The sequence below is a fragment of the Actinoallomurus sp. NPDC052274 genome (genome assembly GCF_040679475.1).
GTDB lineage: Bacteria > Actinomycetota > Actinomycetes > Streptosporangiales > Streptosporangiaceae > Actinoallomurus > Actinoallomurus liliacearum.
The window spans coordinates 88,825-106,913 of record NZ_JBFAUT010000029.1; the positions used below are offsets into that span (position 1 = coordinate 88,825).

20 protein-coding genes and 1 pseudogene are annotated in these 18,089 nt (G+C 68.0%); 11 read left to right on the top strand and 10 right to left on the bottom strand.

Going from position 1 to position 18,089, the window contains the following annotated elements; translation table 11 throughout:
* Positions 1–35 precede the first annotated feature (35 nt).
* The 3 genes from AB0K82_RS24450 to AB0K82_RS24460 form a co-directional block, all read right to left on the bottom strand.
* Positions 36–1,172 (bottom strand): methyltransferase domain-containing protein, encoded by a 1,137-nt coding sequence (locus tag AB0K82_RS24450; RefSeq protein ID WP_364400703.1) that lies wholly within the window; start codon positions 1,170–1,172, stop codon positions 36–38.
* Entirely contained in the window at positions 1,169–2,131 is a 963-nt protein-coding gene (locus tag AB0K82_RS24455) for an MvdC/MvdD family ATP grasp protein (RefSeq protein WP_364400706.1), read from the bottom strand. Before AB0K82_RS24455 ends, AB0K82_RS24450 begins: the two co-directional genes overlap by 4 nt.
* 594 nt (positions 2,132–2,725) lie before the next feature.
* Positions 2,726–3,961 (bottom strand): hypothetical protein, encoded by a 1,236-nt coding sequence (locus AB0K82_RS24460; RefSeq protein ID WP_364400708.1) that lies wholly within the window; start codon positions 3,959–3,961, stop codon positions 2,726–2,728.
* A 285-nt stretch (positions 3,962–4,246) separates the two neighbouring features.
* Between AB0K82_RS24460 and AB0K82_RS24465 the strand changes: the two genes are divergently transcribed.
* From AB0K82_RS24465 to AB0K82_RS24490, 6 genes are all read left to right on the top strand, one after another.
* Complete coding sequence (locus AB0K82_RS24465) at positions 4,247–4,645, top strand: hypothetical protein (RefSeq protein ID WP_364400711.1); 399 nt, start codon at positions 4,247–4,249, stop codon at positions 4,643–4,645.
* 86 nt (positions 4,646–4,731) lie between these two features.
* Positions 4,732–4,914: a hypothetical protein gene (locus AB0K82_RS24470; RefSeq protein ID WP_364400714.1), complete on the top strand. Its 183-nt coding sequence runs from the start codon at positions 4,732–4,734 to the stop codon at positions 4,912–4,914.
* Positions 4,915–5,041: 127 nt separating this feature from the next.
* Positions 5,042–5,248 carry a hypothetical protein gene (locus AB0K82_RS24475; protein ID WP_364400717.1) on the top strand — a complete coding sequence of 69 codons (207 nt, stop codon included), beginning with the start codon at positions 5,042–5,044 and terminating at the stop codon, positions 5,246–5,248.
* Complete coding sequence (locus tag AB0K82_RS24480) at positions 5,245–5,763, top strand: NUDIX domain-containing protein (RefSeq protein WP_364400720.1); 519 nt, start codon at positions 5,245–5,247, stop codon at positions 5,761–5,763. The genes AB0K82_RS24475 and AB0K82_RS24480 overlap by 4 nt, the downstream gene beginning before the upstream one ends.
* A 283-nt stretch (positions 5,764–6,046) precedes the next feature.
* The gene (locus AB0K82_RS24485; RefSeq protein WP_364400723.1) at positions 6,047–7,420 is read left to right on the top strand and encodes a restriction endonuclease subunit S; all 1,374 of its coding nucleotides are present in this window, start codon (positions 6,047–6,049) and stop codon (positions 7,418–7,420) included.
* A complete protein-coding gene (locus AB0K82_RS24490; RefSeq protein WP_364400726.1) occupies positions 7,417–8,958 on the top strand; it encodes a class I SAM-dependent DNA methyltransferase in 1,542 nt (513 codons plus the stop codon). Before AB0K82_RS24485 ends, AB0K82_RS24490 begins: the two co-directional genes overlap by 4 nt.
* A gap of 266 nt (positions 8,959–9,224) precedes the next feature.
* On the opposite strand, the pseudogene AB0K82_RS24495 reads toward AB0K82_RS24490, so the two are convergent.
* Positions 9,225–9,311, bottom strand: a pseudogene (locus AB0K82_RS24495) (hypothetical protein); the annotation flags it as partial.
* Here AB0K82_RS24495 and AB0K82_RS24500 point away from each other — a divergent pair.
* A complete protein-coding gene (locus AB0K82_RS24500; protein ID WP_364400729.1) occupies positions 9,271–9,792 on the top strand; it encodes a TetR-like C-terminal domain-containing protein in 522 nt (173 codons plus the stop codon). The pseudogene AB0K82_RS24495 and the gene AB0K82_RS24500 overlap by 41 nt on opposite strands.
* A gap of 35 nt (positions 9,793–9,827) precedes the next feature.
* A complete protein-coding gene (locus tag AB0K82_RS24505) occupies positions 9,828–10,418 on the top strand; it encodes a phospholipid scramblase-related protein (RefSeq protein WP_364400732.1) in 591 nt (196 codons plus the stop codon).
* A gap of 3 nt (positions 10,419–10,421) precedes the next feature.
* Here AB0K82_RS24505 and AB0K82_RS24510 read toward each other — a convergent pair whose 3' ends face one another.
* The gene (locus AB0K82_RS24510; RefSeq protein WP_364400735.1) at positions 10,422–10,655 is read right to left on the bottom strand and encodes a hypothetical protein; all 234 of its coding nucleotides are present in this window, start codon (positions 10,653–10,655) and stop codon (positions 10,422–10,424) included.
* Positions 10,656–10,809: 154 nt separating this feature from the next.
* Entirely contained in the window at positions 10,810–11,514 is a 705-nt protein-coding gene (locus tag AB0K82_RS24515) for a TetR/AcrR family transcriptional regulator (RefSeq protein WP_364400738.1), read from the bottom strand.
* Between the two features lie 121 nt (positions 11,515–11,635).
* Between AB0K82_RS24515 and AB0K82_RS24520 the strand changes: the two genes are divergently transcribed.
* Complete coding sequence (locus AB0K82_RS24520; RefSeq protein ID WP_364400741.1) at positions 11,636–12,082, top strand: nitroreductase family deazaflavin-dependent oxidoreductase; 447 nt, start codon at positions 11,636–11,638, stop codon at positions 12,080–12,082.
* Between the two features lie 69 nt (positions 12,083–12,151).
* On the opposite strand, the gene AB0K82_RS24525 is transcribed toward AB0K82_RS24520, so the two are convergent.
* From AB0K82_RS24525 to AB0K82_RS24535, 3 genes are all read right to left on the bottom strand, one after another.
* On the bottom strand, positions 12,152–13,804 hold the full coding sequence (locus tag AB0K82_RS24525) for a DNA repair helicase XPB (protein ID WP_364400744.1): 1,653 nt from the start codon (positions 13,802–13,804) through the stop codon (positions 12,152–12,154).
* 74 nt (positions 13,805–13,878) lie between these two features.
* Positions 13,879–14,340, bottom strand: a complete 462-nt coding sequence (locus tag AB0K82_RS24530) for a hypothetical protein (RefSeq protein ID WP_364400747.1) — start codon at positions 14,338–14,340, stop codon at positions 13,879–13,881.
* 74 nt (positions 14,341–14,414) lie between these two features.
* Positions 14,415–15,659: an MFS transporter gene (locus tag AB0K82_RS24535; protein ID WP_364400750.1), complete on the bottom strand. Its 1,245-nt coding sequence runs from the start codon at positions 15,657–15,659 to the stop codon at positions 14,415–14,417.
* A 77-nt stretch (positions 15,660–15,736) separates the two neighbouring features.
* Between AB0K82_RS24535 and AB0K82_RS24540 the strand changes: the two genes are divergently transcribed.
* Together AB0K82_RS24540 and AB0K82_RS24545 are read left to right on the top strand one after the other, a co-directional pair.
* On the top strand, positions 15,737–16,477 hold the full coding sequence (locus AB0K82_RS24540; RefSeq protein ID WP_364400753.1) for a helix-turn-helix transcriptional regulator: 741 nt from the start codon (positions 15,737–15,739) through the stop codon (positions 16,475–16,477).
* Positions 16,478–16,587: 110 nt separating this feature from the next.
* Positions 16,588–17,025, top strand: a complete 438-nt coding sequence (locus AB0K82_RS24545) for a pyridoxamine 5'-phosphate oxidase family protein (RefSeq protein WP_364400756.1) — start codon at positions 16,588–16,590, stop codon at positions 17,023–17,025.
* Positions 17,026–17,050: 25 nt separating this feature from the next.
* Here the strand turns inward: AB0K82_RS24545 and AB0K82_RS24550 are convergent, their stop codons facing one another.
* On the bottom strand, positions 17,051–17,947 hold the full coding sequence (locus tag AB0K82_RS24550; RefSeq protein ID WP_364400758.1) for a helicase-associated domain-containing protein: 897 nt from the start codon (positions 17,945–17,947) through the stop codon (positions 17,051–17,053).
* Between the last annotated feature and the right edge of the window lie 142 nt (positions 17,948–18,089).

Consider the following 18,089-nt stretch of genomic DNA (forward strand, 5'->3'; position numbering starts at 1 on the left):
GCGTCCTGCCGGAATCCTGAGCCTGAAACGCGACCTTACGGGTGGCCGGGTCCTACCCAGCTGTGCCCGTCCGGCTTCAGATGCCAGAGACGTTGTGCGGTGGGACCGACGGTCAGTCCGAAAGCCTCCACGTCGGGGCTCGCGTGCTCGGTCCACCAGGCGTGGGCCTGTTCGACCTGTCCCCATATGTCCACCGGGCCGCCGTATTCGACCTTTGCAGGGGTGGCCCTGGTGACGTCAGCCCATGATCCGTCCGGAGTGGTGATCCGTGTCGCGTCCGGACCGGGGAATGCGTTGATCCCTGGAAGACGCTGCCAGGTCAGCAGAGACAGGCCGGGCCTGCGCAACGCCTCGCTGCCGATCTCGCTCTTCCGCCTGTGGACGCTGGTCGCATCGATGGGGACCACGTCGGGGATGCCGGGCCGTACGGCGTCGGGCCGGGCCGACATGAACCCCCACGTGCACGACACGAGGGGGCCGCTCGCGGTTCCGTCAGGGGCAACGGTGAGCCGTGCGAGTGCCCCGGCCCACGTCATCCCCCGCGGCCTTACATCGGCCAGGATCAGCCCACCTGGGCGGGTTTGCTCGACCCATGCGTGCGGCACCTGTTCGACGGCCACGGTGGCTATGACCCGGTCATAGGGGGCGCGAGCCGGGTACCCCCGGAGACCGTCACATGCGGCGACGGTCGGGCGGTATCCGGCGTCTGAGAGGCGGACGCATGCGGCGTCGATCAGTTCGGGGTCGATGTCCACGGTGGTGACGTGCTCCGAGCCGAGGCGTTCGCACAGCAATGCGGCGTTGTAGCCGGTGCCGGTGCCGATCTCCAGCACGGACATGCCCGCCCTTACGTCCAGGATGTGCAGCATCCGGAGCATGAGGCTGGGCCGGGTACTGGAACTGGTGGACCACTCGAACCCCGGTTGATCCGGGTGTTCCTTGCGCTGGGTCACGAGGGTGTCGTCGGAGTACACGACAGGGAGCCATCGAGGATTGCCGGTGCTCCGGAGGCCAGATGGTTCGTCGTCGCTGTAGAACTCGGGCACGAACATGTGCCGGGGCACCGACGCGACGACGTCGCGCCATGCCGGATCGGTAATGACGCGCTGCTCGGTGAGCTGGTCGGCAAGGGCCGCCGCGTGGACCCGCCAGTCGTCGGTGGCGCTGCTCATACGGGCGCTCCTATGAGGGTGTCGGCTATGGCATCGGCGATGGGCGCACCGGTCTCCGCTTCAAGCCATGCCCATTGCGAACCGGGGCCGCATTCCAGGAACCACCATGTCCCGTCGTCCGTCACGCTGAAGTCGAACACACCGAGTTCCAGGCCGAGCGTTTTGAGATAAGCGTGACAGGACGCGGTGACGTCGGCGGGAACTCTGGTGATCTCGTAGGTCAGCGTGTCGTAGCCGGTCCGAAAGTCCTGACGGGCGGCCGGATCCACGGTGTGTATTGCGACAGCGTGGACCGGCCCGTAGCGAGTGGCGACGACGCGCACATCATGGGTTTTGGGCACGTTCCCCTGGAAGAGATGCAGCGTCGTGGCGACCCGGTCGTCGATGGTAACCGGATCGACTGGAGTCGTGTAGATCAGCTTGACCTGATCGTCTTCGCTGATCAGCTTGTGCATGATCGCCTTGTACACGGCGCCGTCACCGGAGCGACCGAATTCGCGGGCGTCGCCGGGATGGTTGGTGAGAAGACTCGCAGGTGTGCGGAATCCGCACCGCGCAGCGGTGGCCATCTGAAGCGGCCGGTACTCGGCATCGGCTAGCCGCGCCGGGTGCGACACCCACCTGGCCCGGAGTGACATGAACATTCCGCCGAATCCGAAGCGGGCTTCGACTGTGGCAAATCGCCGTTCTGGCTCGCTCAGGCACGCGGGAAAGGTGAACGGCTGCGACTGGCGGTAGTACACCGCTCTGATCGTTTCCAGTCGGACGGCCCCTTCCGGAGTGGTGATCTCTCCATACCAGCCGTCTCGGCCAAGCCGGGCGCTGACGCCGGCCTGGGAGGGGAACCATGCCGTGTCGAACCACGTGGTCCCTACGCCACGTCTTGCGAGCGCGTCCGAGACATACACGGCTTCTCTGTCGTCCCGTTCCGCGAGCATGAGAACCGTCTCAGCGGACATCAATCGGTCACTGTCTCCGTCACCGTATCTCTGCGAATCTTGCTGTCGTCGGAGTATTCCGTCGGTTTGTTTACCCTCGTGGTGCTGGTGGGCTTCTCATGCCTACCGATGAAGCGGATAGGCGTAGGAGGAATAGCGCGGTCCATTCCCCAGGGACGGGCCGTCTCCGTGGGTGCCTGGGAACTGACGGGCACCGTGTGCCCGGGGAGCCCGAGCGGGAAACGGTCGGATGGATTGATCAGGGGGCTTTCATGCATTACGAACGATCCTTTTCGGGGAACGTGTGTCGATATCTCCATCCCCGGCTGCGGCGTGCCTCACGAGTGGAATTTGCACTGTCCCAGCGGGTGATGAACGAGTGAACGATGCTCTTACGGCACCAGGGTAAACGGCGATGCCATCGATTCGGATAAGTCTTCGTGAAGTGACCCGTGGTGACCCCTCCTCGACCTCTGTGCGCCGTACCCGGACAGGCGTGTCTTCACGTAGTGGTGATCGGGTCGTATTACAGCCCGACGGTGACGTCGGCCTGATCAGGAGGCCAGGACATGCGCGTACATGGGTGCATGAACGCCCTCCCAATGCGGTGCCCCGTCAGGCCGCTACGAGACGGGAACGAGCGTAGTCGGTGAAGTCGCGGGCACTCGCCGAATCCTTGAAGGGCGCGAGTTCCTTTTGGAAGTCCCGCAGAAGCTTCTGCGCGCGGTCGGAGTTGATTTGGTCGGCGAGGAGGTCCACGACCTGGGTGCCGGAGTCGCAGGCGGCATCAACATCACCGGTCCGCAGATGCGAGACGGCGAGAACGCTGAGACACGCGATGCGGTCGCGAGGATACGCACCAGCCCACGAGCGGATCGCTGCGATGATCTCCTTCTGGCCATTCTTGTGATCGCCCAGGTCGCATAGTGCCCGGCCCGTCTCGGCTGCGACCCAGGATTCGTCGAACCAGCGCGACCACGCGGGGGCGTCCCCGCTCGTTGCCCGGCCCAAGCGTGTGCTCGCGCCGGCCAGGGCACGACGGGCGGTGGCGCCGTCACCGGCCTTGGCGTAGGCACGCCCGGCATAGGTCCAGGCGATCGCCTGGACGACATCGGGTGTCTTGCGTTCGGCCTCTGCGGTCGCCGCGTCCATCAGCTGCGTCGCATCGCGCAGCCGGTCGGTCTCGCAGGCCCGCATTCCGAGGCGCCCCACGATGCGTACACCGCGCGCATGGTCCCCTGCAGCGGCTGCCGCGCGGAGGGCGGCGAAGAGGTATTGCTGCGCGGCGGATTCCCGTTCGTACTCGGCTGCGGCCCAGCCTGCATGCATGCCGAGGTCGGCAGCCGCTCCGAAGAGTCGTCGGCCGATTGATTCGGAGTAAGTGCCGTTTTTCAGCAGAATCGTGACGTAACGAAGATCGGAGTGGAGCATGTTCAGCATCCCGCCGCCGCCGTGTTGGCTCATCTCGCCGCGAATCATGACGAGCTTCTCTATCTCGCTGACCAGGGCTTCGCTCACGTGCCGTCCGCGTGCCTGGAGAGCGACGAACGGACCTGGGTTGATACGCCAGTTGTAGACGGGGAGGAGGAGTTCTGCGCCCATAAGGAGGACGAAATGGCGACGATCCATGATCGCATGCTCCGCTGTCTCGACGAGTGCTTCGATCGTACCCGCGAGATTCCAGGGCGCGCTGACGTTGCCAAGCGGATCGACGGGCAGCCAGTTGGGCCACTCAGTGCGTACCCGCATCTCCGGATCGACCTCGAACAACTCGCCCATCGCCGCTTGCGCCGCCTGGTCCGGTGTGACTCCTCGTTCCCAGCGCATGACCGTTTTTCGGGTCGTGCCCAAGCCGCGCTGCCGGAGGAGATGGGCGAGTACTTCTTGCGACCAACCCCGGCTCCGGCGTGCCTCGACGAGCGGGTGCCGTGCTGGTCCGGCGGACGATGAAAGGGAAGATGATGCGCTCACGGGATTAGGGTAAACGCTTGCATCACAAATTTGCGGAATCTTTGTCAGGTGACCCCTGGTGACCCCTTTCCCGTCCTGTGTGTAGCCGTGGCGGGTCCGGTGTGTCACCGATGTGCTCCCCGGCGCGTCCTTATCAGCGCACCCGGCGTTCAACGAGGCTCTGACGTGGGCGGAACATACAACCGCCTGATCGATACCGCTAAAGCGCTAATTTTCGGAAAAGGCCCAGACGCGCTGAACGAGCCCCAGATCCGCCTCTACACCGAATGGGGAGAACGGATGATGAACGAAAGTGGCCATAGCCGGGAGTTGTCCCGGCTGGTCGACCTGTGCCGGGAGCTGGCGAAGCTCGGCGTGCACGTGGGGGTCAGCGACGCGCGGCCGGCGTTGTCGGTTCGCGGTGACCTGACCGACCGGAAGGTGTGGGTCGAGATTGACGCTGGATCGTTCGTGTGGCGGCGGGACGACCTGGCACGGCACCCGGTGGACGACGCGGCCGGTGCGGCGGCGTGCTTGGCCAACTACCTCAAGGCCCGCGGCGCCGAATCCGACCGTCGGTCATGAGTTCCGACCCGGCCGGGTCTCGGGCTCCCTCCACGCTCCACCTGCCCGGTGGCCCGGCAAGGCCGATGGCGGCCGATCCGTTCATCGTGCTCCGGCGTCGGTTCCCCGGCCTGGTGTTCTGGTACGGCCACCGCACGCGCTCCTGGTGGGCAACAGTGCGGGTCTTAGAAGGATGGCGGCTGGTCGAGGCCATGGACCCCGACGAACTGACCCGCGCGGTCCTGACGGCGGCCACTTGGCCCTACCCGCCAGCGTGGCGGCCGGCCTAGTTTACATCACACCAGTGATGGAAAAGGCGCGTGCTGTGATCGGGACGCGTCGCCGATCAGCAGATGATACGAGTGGGCCCTTGATCGAGGCGGTCATCACTCGCAGTACCTCCGTACCGGGCACTACTTGTACCTGCTGACAGAAGCCAATGCCGTCAACTTCCCTCAGGGCGTGAGCGTAGGTGCTTTCATCTTCCTTGCGCAGCCCGAGATCCTGGCCGCGCTTGGGTTCTTGGCCGCTGCCAGGCACGAACCCGGACTGCACGAACTGGACGCGACCGAACGCAGCCTGATCGCGGCGGCCTGGCTGCGCTACTTCGATGGGACCCCATGAGCATCGGCACCGAGGAGATCCGTTCCGCCCTGGCGCGTTACCTGGACCGCCACCCTGACGAGGCCGACCATCTTCGGTCCCTGTCCGAGGCGCTGGAGGTCGGAGCCGATCTGATTTCACGCAAGCAATTCAACGGCGGGCACGCCACGTGCGGGGCCGTCGTGATCGATCAGGACGGGCGTCTGCTGCTGATCCAGCACAAGGCACTCGGGCGGTGGCTGCTGCCCGGAGGCCACCTGGAACCGGGGGATCTCAACCTGCCGGGTGCGGCCCTGCGGGAGTTGGAAGAGGAGACCGGCATCTCCTGGCATGACGCGGTAGTTCAGCCCGTCCACGACGTGATCCCGGTGGACATCGACCTGCACACCATCCCGGCCAACCCGGTCAAGGGCGAGCCCGAACACTGGCACGCCGACTTCCGCTGGCTGTTACGGGTGAACGAGCCGAAGATCGTGCTCCAGGCCGAAGAAGTCGCCGGCTACGACTGGCGCTCGCACCGACGCCCCGACCCCTAAGCTGACCGCCAAGCTCGCTAGCCTGTGACCCCGCACCCGCGGTGTCGTAGCGAAGCGCTACGCTGCTTGGCTCATGAAGCAGCAGGGCGGTGTTGAGCGCACAACGGACGAGCACGGGTGGCTGGACGACTTCCGCGGCACGGTTACCAACCACGCTGGCACGGCCACACCGCACTCGACAGGCATTTCTTCGCCGATCGTAGCGGAGTCAATGGCCTTCTGTGCCCTTAAGTGAACGACCATACAAGAGCCTTTTTGTCGACCTGAACCGGGGCCTGACTGCATGACCGACCTTCCCTCTGGCTGGGCATGGGCGACGTTGGAAGACATACTCGCGGTCGATAAACGTCCGATTACCGATGGCCCCTTTGGATCGAAGCTGGCTACACGTCACTACACTACTTCCGGTGCGCGTGTCATTCGACTCCAGAACATCGGTGATGGAGTCTTCCGCGATGAAAAGGCATTCATCAGCAGGGAGTATTTCGAAGAGCTATGTGACCATGAGGTCCAGCCGGGCGATTTGCTACTTGCGTCGTTGGGGGAAGAACTCCCTCGAGTATGCATCGCTCCAGACTTGGGAACCTCTGCCATAGTAAAAGCTGACTGCATCCGCGCACGCATTCATCCTCAAATGGATACTCGATGGGTGCTTTACGCGCTGATGGCGCCGTCGACTCGAGATTGGGCGGCTTCGCGTATCAAGGGTGTCGGGCGTCCGCGCCTGGGTATGTCTGGGATTCGTCAAATTCCGATTCCTGTTCCTCCGCTTGTCGAGCAGCGCCGCATCGTCGCCACCATCGAAGATCACCTCTCCCGCCTTGGGGCTGCGAATCTAGGAATAGGTCGCGTTGCTCGGCGCTTGAGGCTACTGACCAAGCGAGTCTTGGTAGAGGCGGTGCCAGTCCCAGGGCCTGATCACTGGAGACTGGTAACCGTCGCTGAGGCTGGGCGAGTTGAGCTCGGACGGGCGCGGCATCCCGACTGGCACGTCGGCCCACACATGCGTCCGTATCTGCGAGTGGCTAATGTCTTCGAAGATCGGATTGATGCGTCCGATCTGATGGAAATGAACTTCCCTCCGGATATTTTCGAACGCTACCGTCTTGCAGAAAAGGACATCCTCCTTAATGAAGGGCAGAGTCCCGAGTATCTCGGCCGCCCTGCGATGTACCGAGGGATCCCTGAGGGTGTGGCGTTCACTAACAGCTTGCTGCGGTTCCGTTCCAGGTCTGGCATCCTGCCAGAGTGGGCGCTATTGGTGTTCCGCCGCCACATGCATGCCGGGCGTTTCCTCCGTGAGGTTCGCATCACTACGAACATCGCCCATCTGTCAGCGACTCGGTTGAAGAACGTTGAGTTTCCGGTTCCTCCTCTAGAAGAGCAAGAACGCATCGTTGTCGAAGTCAATGAAAGACTCGATTCGATCCAGCGCTTCGCTAATGCGGTAGAGGTCGGTTCGAAGCGAGCGCAAGGATTGCGAAAGTCGCTCTTGGCGGAGGCGTTCGCGGGGCGGCTGGTAGAGCAGGACCCGGCAGATGAGCCTGCGTCGGTATTGCTGGAGCGGATCCGGGCGGATTGGGCGGTGCGGAGGCCGGTGCGGCGGGCGCGGCGCAGCAAGGGCGATAAGACTCCTCAGAAAGAGACGTTGTTGTGAGCAGTCCGGAGACGCGGCGGCTGGTCGCGAAACTGTGGAACTACTGCGACGTGTTGCGGGACGACGGTGTCTCCACGATCGACTACGTCGAGCAGCTCACGTTCCTGCTGTTTTTGAAGATGGGGCACGAGCGAGCCACCCGTAAGAGCTTCCCGGATGTGCAGCTCAACCCAGTAGGGGACGCTTGGCAGTCGCTGCTGGACGCGGACGGTCAGGCGCTGGAGGACGAGTACAACCACATCCTCCGTGCGTTCGGGCAGCGAGGTGACACGCTCGGGGTCATCTTCCGGAAAGCGCAGAACCGGATCCAGGACCCGGCCAAGCTGAAGAGGCTGATCGTCGATCTGATCGACAAGGAGCAGTGGTCCCGCCAGGGCGTCGACGTCAAGGGAGACGCCTACGAAGAACTGCTGGCCAAGGGTGCTGAGGACGTCAAGTCCGGGGCCGGACAGTACTTCACGCCCCGTGAGCTCATCGCCGCGATGGTCGACTGTGTCCGGCCCGGCCCGGAGGACACGATCTGTGACCCGGCCTGCGGTACGGGAGGCTTCCTCCTTGCGGCACACGACTACATTCAGCGGGAACACGGCAGAGACCTGACACCCGAGCAGCGGGACCGGCTGGCCGGTGAAGGAATCCGGGGGATAGAGCTGGTAGACGGTACGGCCCGGCTCGCGGCGATGAACATGCTGCTTCACGGGATCGGCAAGCCCAACGGCCGTTCGCTGATTGAGGTACGGGACGCGCTGGCCGAGGCGCCGCACGAGTACCCGAGCGTTGTACTCGCCAACCCGCCGTTCGGCCGCAAGTCGTCCATCACCGTGGTGGGAGAAGACGGCCGGGCCAACCGGGAGGACATCGAGTACACCCGGCAGGACTTCTGGGTCACCACTAAGAACAAGCAGCTCAACTTCCTGCAGCACATCGCCTCGATGCTCGGCATCCCCGGCCGCGCGGCCGTCGTCCTGCCCGACAACGTGCTGTTCGAGGGCGGAGCGGGTGAGGCGATCCGCCGGAGGCTGCTCAAGCAGTTCGACGTGCACACGTTGCTGCGGTTGCCGACCGGCATCTTCTATGCGGGCGGTGTCAAGGCCAACGTGCTGTTCTTCGACAAGAAGCCGGCCCGGCCTGACGCGCCGTGGACCTCGACGCTGTGGGTTTACGATTTCCGTACCGGCCAGCACTTCACCCTCAAGCAGAATCGCCTCACTCGCGGGCACCTGGACGACTTCGTCAAGTGCTATCGGCCCGGGGAACCCCTCGACACCCGAGAGGAGACCGAGCGCTTCAAACCGTTCTCCTACGAGGAGCTGATCGCCCGCGACAAGGTCAACCTCGATATCACTTGGCTGAAAGACCCGAGCTTGGAGGACGCCGACAGCCTCCTGCCGCCCGACGTCATCGCCCGCGAGATCGTCGAAGACCTCACCGCCGCGCTCGCCGAGTTCACCGCCATTGCTGAGGCACTCGAACGGCCTAAGGATGACCAGGCTCCGGCCGGCGTCCCCAACGGTGGCATGGGCGGCATGGACTTCTGAGCCCACTCGCTTGAGGGGCGGTCCCGGGTGCTGGGACCGCCCCTTTCGCATGTCCGGTCGGGACTCAGCCGGCCCCTCGGGCCGAGGCTGCCCCGGGTCGCGGCCACGGCGAGGGGAGTGCAGGCCAGCACGCCGAGCGCCACGGGCACGGTGCGGCGCAGGCCGCGCCGGGTGACCGCGCCCTCCCGTACCGCGCCGCGCAGCACCGCGAGGCCGATCGGCAGGTTGAGTCCGACCGCGGTGACGAGGCCGGGGGCGTAGCCGCGCGCGACGACGGCCGCGGGGACGTGCGGAAGCGCCACGTTGAGCAGCATGACCCCGGCCATCCCGGCCGGCAGGTACGGCTTCCACAGGGCGGGGCGGCCGGTCGTTCCGACGGCGACGGCCGCCACCCCGACCATCTACCGGCGCTGGCCGTCCAAGGGGGAGATGGTCCTCGACGCCATCGCCGCGCAACTGGGGGACCGGTCGATCGAGGAGACCGGCGACCCCCTGCACGACCTCCGCCGGCTGCTCGAGGTCACGTACGAGCGATTGGCCGATACCGTCGCCGGCCGGGCGCTCCCGGCCCTCGCCGCCGAGATCACGGGGGATCCGGTCCTCGCGGAGGAGTACCGCCGCCGCTTCGTCCGCCCGCTCCGGGAGCACGCGCGTACGCTGATCGGCCGGGCGATCGACCAGGGCCTGCTGCGCGGCGACATCGACCCGGACCTCCTCATGGACGTGGTGGTGGGCCCGTCCCTGTACCGGCCGATCGCCCTGGGCGTCCCGGCCCCGGCCGCGTCGGCCTCCGCCGTCTTCGACCAGGTGATCCACGGTGCGCGGAGTCATTAGGACATCGGTCCGATCAAGGTCGTAAGCTTCCGGCCGTGGATCTCTTCAACTCCCCCATCCTGCTCGTCGAGCAGCCCAAGAAGGTCTTCGCCGTCGAGTCCCGGTACACGGTCTTCAACGGTCAGGGCCAGCCGGTCGCCACGGTGGGGGAGCCCAACCTCTCCGGTGGCAAGAAGGCCATGCGCTTCATGTTCTCGGAGTACTCGGGCAACACTCGGCACACTCTGCACGTCGTACGGCCCGATGGCATGCCGATGCTGATCATCGACAAGCCCTTCGCCCTGGTGACGCCCAAGGTGCAGATCAGTTGGCCGAACGGCGCGCCCATCGGCGCGATCCAGTGCCACTTCGGCCTCCGGCCGCGGTTCACGCTGCTCGACCCGCAGGACCGCCAGCTCGGCGAGATCCGCGGCGACTTCTTCGCCTGGGACTTCACGATCACCGACTGGCAGGGCGTCGAGGTCGCCCGGGTGAACAAGCAGTGGGAGGGGCTGGCCGCCGCCTGGTTCACGACGGCCGACCGCTACGCGGTCCAGATCCCGTACCAGCTCCCGGACCCGCTGCGCAGCCTGGTCATTTCAACGGCCATCACCATCGACGTGGTGCTGAGGGAGAACAAGAAGTAGCCGTCACCACCTGATCCCTGGCCAACGCTGCCGATAGAGCGCAGCGATCGCCAGTGATCCGCATCGTTCCGGCTCAGGCGACGATGCGAGAGTCGTCGCCGAAGCCGGCTCGTAGGCGTGGATCTCGTCCAGCATCTGCCGCCGAATCACCGCCCGCATCTCGTCGGTGAACTCTCGTCCCTGCTCCTCGCGGATCTGCGCGGCTTCCCGCTTGACGTCATCCCACTTCCGGTTCATCGTCTCCCTCGTCGGTGAGTGCCTTCGGCGAGGTGGTGGCGGGCATAACGCGCCAGATCAACGCTGGCAGCCTCGCACGCTCTCGGGGCGCACACAGCGGTTATCGCCCTGGCTTCTCGTCGCCGTAGCGACGGAGAACCGGGGCGGAAATCCGCTAGGTCTCCCGGAGGCCGATCAGGTCGGCCAGGCGGTCGACGCTGTAGGCGAAGAAGGCGTCAGCCGGGTCGAGGCTGTTGGCGTACTGGCCGAACAGCTCAAAGGTGATCATGCCGAACAGCTGGGTCCAGGCCGTGGCGCTCCGGATGACCACGCTGTGCGGGATATCGGACGCGAGGACGGCCGCGATCCGGTCCGCCTGGTCGATGAGGGCCGGGGGCGGGGGCGGCTCGTCCGTCCGTACGGTCAGCGCGCCGGCCTCGTGGGCGTCGCGGACGATGGCCAGGAGTGCCGTGGGCACGCGGGAGCCCGGGGCGATGGTCGCCTCGGGGGCGTGGTAGCCCGGCACGGGCGATCCGTAGAGGAGGGCGTACTCGTGCGGATGCGCGGTCGCCCAGGAGCGGGTGGCCCGGCAGGCCGCCTCCCAGCGGCCCCGGAAGCCGGATGAGAGAGCGGCGCGGTCGGCGGCCTCGATCTCGGCGGCGAGCGCCTCGTACGCGTCGATGATCAGCGCGGTGAGCAGCTCGTCGCGGCTCGCGAAGTAGCGGTACAGCGCCGAGGAGACCATGCCGAGCTCGCGGGCGACGGCGCGCAGCGACAGTCCCTGGGCGCCGGAGACCGAGAGCTGGCGGCGGGCGGCCTCCTTGATCTCGCTGATCAGCTCGGACCTGGCCCGCTCGCGTGCGGTGCGGCTCGCGTTCATGTCCCCAGTCTGACAGCGGACAGATCGGTGCACAAATACGAGAGCACTGCTCTTGCTTTCGACCATGTTCTGGGTGCACACTGCTCTCAGACGAGAGCACTGCTCACATAAGGGAGTCGAGATGACCGCCGTTCAGCCGCGTCACGTTCAGGCCGCCGGGTTCGAGGTCTACTTCAACAGGTTCGTGCACTTCCTGACCCGCAAGGGGATCAGCCTTCTCGGCACGCGCATCCTGGCCGTACGGGGGCGGGCCAGCGGCGAGTGGCGCACCAACCCGGTCAACGTGCTCACCTACGACGGCACCCGGTACCTGGTCGCCCCGCGCGGCCACACCCAGTGGGTGCGCAACATCCGCGCCGCCGGCGGGGGCGAGCTGCGGCTCGGCCGGCGAACCGAGGCGATCACGGTCACCGAGGTGCCGGACGAGGACAAGCCGGCGCTGCTGCGCCAGTACTTCAAGCGGTGGGGCTGGGAGGTCGCCCGGTTCTTCGAGGAGGACATCAAGAAGGCCGACGGTGAGCGGCTCCAGGCCATCGCCGCCACCGTCCCGGTCTTCCGCATCGACTGAGCCCGGCGTCACCGGCGACACCGGTGCAATCGCCGATGCAGGGCCTGGCGGGCCGCCCGCGCCGGCGGATCAGATGTCCTCGTCGCTGTGGACGGCGTCGGCGTCGACGATGCGGTAGGCGTAGCCCTGCTCGGCCAGGAAGCGCTGGCGGTGGGCGGCGTAGTCCTGGTCCAGCGTGTCGCGGGCGACGACGGAGTAGAACCGCGCGCCCTTGCCCGACGCCTTCGGGCGCAGGACGCGGCCGAGCCGCTGCGCCTCCTCCTGCCGCGACCCGAACGTTCCCGACACCTGGATGGCGACGGCGGCCTCGGGCAGGTCGATCGAGAAGTTCGCGACCTTGGAGACGATCAGGACCTGGAGTTCGCCGCTGCGGAACGCGTCGAACAGCCGCTCCCGCTCCTTGATCTTGGTCTCGCCCTTGATGACCGGCGCGTCGAGACGCTCGCCGAGCTCGTCGAGCTGGTCGATGTACTGCCCGATGACGAGGAGCTGCTCGCCCCGGTGGCGTTCGACGAGGGCCTCCACGACCGCCGTCTTGGTCGCGGTGGTCGCGCAGAAGCGGTAGCGGTCCTCCTGCTCGGCGGTGGCGTAGGCGAGGCGCTCGGAGTCGGTGAGCGTGACGCGGACCTCGACGCAGTCGGCCGGGGCGATCCAGCCCTGCGCCTCCATCTCCTTCCACGGCGCGTCGTACCGCTTCGGGCCGATGAGCGAGAACACGTCGCCCTCCCGGCCGTCCTCGCGCACCAGCGTCGCCGTCAGCCCGAGGCGGCGGCGGGTCTGCAGGTCGGCGGTCATCCGGAAGATCGGCGCGGGCAGCAGGTGCACCTCGTCGTACAGGATCAGGCCCCAGTCGCGGGCGTCGAACAGCTCCAGGTGCGCGTAGACGCCCTTCCGGCGCGTGGTCAGGACCTGGTACGTCGCGATGGTGACCGGCCGGATCTCCTTCTTCGTGCCGGTGTACTCGCCGATCTCGTCCTCGGTCAGCGAGGTGCGGCGCAGCAGCTCCTGCTTCCACTGGTGGGCCGAGACGGTGTTGGTGACGAGGATCAGCGTGGTCGCGGAGGCGTGCGCCATCGCGGCGGCGCCGACGATCGTCTTGCCCGCGCCGCAGGGCAGCACGACGACGCCCGAGCCGCCGTGCCAGAACGACTCGGCGGCGTCCCGCTGGTACGTCCGCAGCTCCCAGCCGTTCTCCTCCAGGCTGATCGCGTGGGCCTCGCCGTCGACGTACCCGGCGAGGTCCTCGGCGGGCCAGCCGAGCTTCAGCAGCGCCTGCTTGAGGGCGCCGCGCTCGCTGGGGTGCACGGCCACGCTGTCGTCGTCGACGCGCTCGCCGAACATCGCCTTGAGCTTCTTGGCGCGCAGCACCTCTTCGAGCACCGCGCGGTCCGACGACACGAGCACGAGGCCGTGCGTCGGGTGCTTCTCCAGCCGCAGCCGGCCGTACCGGCCCATCGTGTCGGCGACGTCGACGAGCAGGGCGTGCGGCACCGGGTACCGCGCGTACGTGATGAGCGCGTCGATGACCTGCTCGGCGTCATGGCCCGCGGCGCGGGCGTTCCACAGCGCGAGCGGGGTGATCCGGTAGGTGTGGACGTGCTCGGGCGCGCGCTCCAGCTCGGCGAACGGCGCGATCGCCTTCCGGCAGGCGTTCGCCGCGTCGTGGTCGACCTCGAGCAGCAGGGTCTTGTCGGACTGGACGATCAGCGGGCCGTCGGTCACGTGATGCCTTTCTGGCGGTGGGGTCTCAGTGTCCAACAGCCGGAGACCCCGTGAGGCTTCCCACGCCCGATCGGTCAGTACGTCGGCGTGCTACCGCCCGTGTGGCTGAACGTGCCGATGGCGAACAGCACCACGAACAGGACGATCACCAGGACGATGTTGATCCCGAAGCAGATCCACGACCACATGCTGAGCTGCTTGGCGGACTGCGGGTCGGTGTTGTTCCGGTTCATCGCCATGGCGGCGAGGATGATCCCGGGCAGCCAGGCGATGCCGCCGCAGCACAACAGGGCGGAGACGATGTTGGCGATCAGCGCCCCGACCGCGCTCCCGTTCGAGCCGGCGGGCGGCGCTCCGGGCGGCCCGTAGTAGCCGTACCCCTGCTGCCCGTACGCGTTCTGCTGCTGGGCGTACGGGTCCTGCCAGCCGGGCTGGGTGTGCTGCCACCCCTGTTGGCCCTGCTGACCGTAAGGGTCCTGGCCGTATGGGTTCTGGCCGCCCTGGCCGTACTGCCCATACGGGTCCTGCCATGTCACGGAGAGCCCCCAGCTCGTAGGTCGAGGAATGTAATCGACACGCCAAGCATGGCGGATAAATCCGACTCATCCGATCACCGTTTGGTTCCATCTTGCCGTGGTGATGGTGAATTGCCGTTGGCCCCGCTCGGTTCGACCAGGAACCGGCCCAGCACCAGGGCGGCGACCGGGACCCCGCACAGGGCCACGAAGACTCCCTGCGGGCCGTACGCCCGGGCGACCAGGCCGAACACCGGCGCGATCAGACCGCCGACACTGACCCCCAGCCCGAGGGTGACGCCGGCGGCCGTACCGGGCCGCGTCGGCAGGTAGTCCTGGCCGAGCTTGACGAGCACCGCGAACGGGATGTTCAGCGCGACGCCGCTCAGCACCGCGAACAGCAGCGGGAAGGCGGCCCCGGGGACCAGACGGAGACCCGCCAGCGCGGGAAGGGCCACGACCCCGCCGAGTTGGACCGTGCGGACCAGGCCGATCCGGTCGGCGATGCGGCCGCCGAGGAGCGTCCCGCAGACGCCGCCGACGAGGAAGCACGCCAGCGCCGCGCCCGCGACCTCCCGCGACGCGTGCAGGTGCCGGATCCAGTAGAGCCCGATGAAGGTGTTGACGCCGGTGAACGCCACGGAGCGTACGACCTCGATGCCGGTCAGCACGAGGAACGGCGGCCAGTGGTCGGTGCCCGACCGGGCGGTCGCCACGGCGGCGTCGGCCCCCTGCCGGGGCCGCCGCCGGAACAGGACGAAGCCGACCAGCAGGGCGGGCGGGATGAACAGCGCGAGGGCGCCGACGCCCATCGACATGAGCGCGGGGGTGGCCAGCACCGGCGCCATGAAGAACCCGACGCTGCCGCCCGCCGCGAACACGCTCATCGCGGCGGCGCTGTCGCCGGCCGTCTCGCGGGCCCCCTTGCCGGCCGCCGGATGGAACATCGACACGCCCAGCCCCGAGACCAGGATCAGTGTCCAGACGAGCCAGTACGAACCGGCGAGGCCCGCGAGTCCGAGCCCCGTCCCGGCGATCGCGACGCCCGCGGCGGCCAGCCAGCCGAGCCGCATCCGGTCGACCGCGAGGCCGATGAACGGCTGGGGCACCGCGCTGCCCAGGGTCGCGGCCATGGTGAGCCCGGACGCCGCGACGTACCCGTAGTGCCGGTCGAGCACGAAGTACGGCACGCTCGCGGGGACCAGGCCCTGGTAGAGGTCGTCGACCGCGTGCGCGACCCCCCACAGCCACATGCGGCGCCACGGTGACGGTCGCGAGGGCGGGTCGCCGGGCGGCCGCTCGAGGGTTCCGGCGCCGGGGGCGTGCTCGTCGGTGCTCATGATCGAAGTCCTGAGTGAGGCATGACCACAGGATCCCGAGCGGTGACCTCGGCGGGCTTCCGCTATTCTGCCGATCGATGTCGGTTTCCCGCCTCGACCTCGAGGGCTCGACCCGGAGAGCGCTGCCGCCCAGTTCCCGGATCGACTGGCACGACCACGCGCGGCACCAGTTGATCTATCCCAGCCGGGGCGTGCTGGAGGTCTCGACCGCCGCGGGCACCTGGGTGGTCCCGCCGCACCGCGCCGTGTGGATCCCCGCCACGGTGGCGCACTCCCACCGCGCGCACGGCCCCACCGAAATGCGCACCCTGCTGTTCGAGCCCGAGGTCAATCCGCTCCGGCTCGACGAGCCCACCGTCCTGGCCGTCACCCCGCTGATGCGCGAGGTGATCGTCGCGCTGACCGACGACACCGGACTGACCGACCCGCAGCGGCGCAACCTCCAGGCGGTCGCCCTGGACCAGCTCTGCCGGGTCGAGTCGCTCGCCCTGCGCCTGCCCTCCCCGGCCGATCCGCGGCTGCGCGACCTCACCGGCATCCTCACCGACGACCCGGCGGACCGGCGCACGCTGGCGGAGCTGGGCCGGGCCGTCGGAGCGTCCGAACGCACGCTCAGCCGCCTCTTCCGGGAACAGACCGGGATGACCTTCCCGCAGTGGCGCGCCCAGCTACGGCTGCACCACTCCCTCACCCTGCTGGCCACCGGCGCCTCGGTCACCGAGGTCGCCACCGCCAGCGGCTTCCGCAGCCCCAGCGCGTTCATCGAGGTGTTCCGGCACGCCTTCGGCGTCACCCCGGGCCGGTACGCGGGCGGTTAGGGGATGTCCGGTGGATCCTCGTCCGGCCGCGCGACGCGCAGAGAGGATCCGCGCCGAATCTTTGCCGCCGCGGGCGTTGGCGATGGGCGCGGCGCGGTAAGGATCCCCGCGTGAGCCAGGTGATGAGCGTCGAGGAGCGCGAGGCGTTCCTGGCGGGCGTGCGGATCGGCGTGCTCAGCGTCACCGGTGACGGCGGCGACCGTGGGCCGGTCACGACGCCCCTGTGGTACGCCTACCGGCCGGGTGGCGAGCTGTACTTCATCACCGGCGCGCACAGCCGCAAGGCCGAGTCGATCCGGGAGGCCGGCCGGGTCTCGCTGTGCGTGCACAACGACGACCCGCCCTACCGGTACGTCACCGTCGAGGGGCCGGTCACGGCCGTCGACGAGCCGGCCGGCGAGGCCGAGCGCGCCGAACTGGCCCACCGGTACCTGGGACAGGATCTCGGCGACCGCTACCTGCGGAGCACCAGCGACGAGGGTCTCGCACTCTTCCGGGTCCGCCCGGAACACTGGTGCAGCGCCGACTTCGGCAAACGCTCGGAGTGACCGACGGCGAACAGGACGGCCCTGCTCAGGACGACCCGTCGACCTCCGCGACGCCGGTGATGCGGTGCAGCGCGAACCGCTGGACGGCGGCCCGCGTCGCGTCGTACGCGGTGAGGAACCCGCCCTCCACCCGGGCCGGCTCGATGATGCGGCTGGACGCCTGGCCCTGCTGGTCGAGATAGCCGATCCACACGCGGGCGCCCCGGTCCGCGGCCTGCCGTAGCTGCTTGACCATCGCCATGGCGGGGGAGCGCGGCGGCGCGCCGGCCGGGGCGGTGGTCCGGGAGGCGCGCTCGCCCGCCCGGAGCGCGCGTACGGCGGCCGTCACGACCGACTCGTCCGGGCCCGCGACGCTGATCTGGGAGTGGTGCGCCGGCTCGTACGTGCCGTGAGTCGTCTCGGCGCGCCGCGCGTCGAGACGGGTGATCACGACCGAGCCCTCCGGCGACTCGGCCACCGGCGCGTACCCCAGCGTGCGCAGCGACTCCAGCAGCTCGCTCCGGGAGGCGCGCGAGGCCAGGACGGTCGGCGCGAGGCGGTGCAGCCGGAGCTGTTCCGACCGCCGGTCCGCGAGGATCTCGTCGAGCACGGCCGGGTCGTCGCAGCGGACGTACGCCGAGGCGACGCCGACCCGCAGCCGGCCGTGCCGGCGGGCGACATCCTCGATGAGGTACGTCAGCGGCTGCGGCACGTCGGTCGCCGAATGCCGTTTCAGCAGGTCGATCAGCTCCGCCGCGCCACGGCCCGCGTCGAGGGACCGGCGTACGGACGTGGGCGTGAAGCGGTAGACGGTGGCGCCGCCGGTCGACTCGACGTCGGCGGCCAGCGCCAGCTCGCGGGCCAGGTCGCTGACGAGCGGGCCGGGGGCGACCGCCGTCAGGTCGGCCTGGATCAGCACGTGGTCGACCGGCTCGGGCAGCACCGCGGCCAGCACCTTGCCCGCGTCGGCGCCCGCCAGGAGGGCGCGGGCGCGCTGAAGGACACCGGCTTCCGGTGGGCGACCCGCTCCGGCGTGACCATCGCGATCGACGACGTCATCGCCCCGCCGAACAAGGCGGACATCA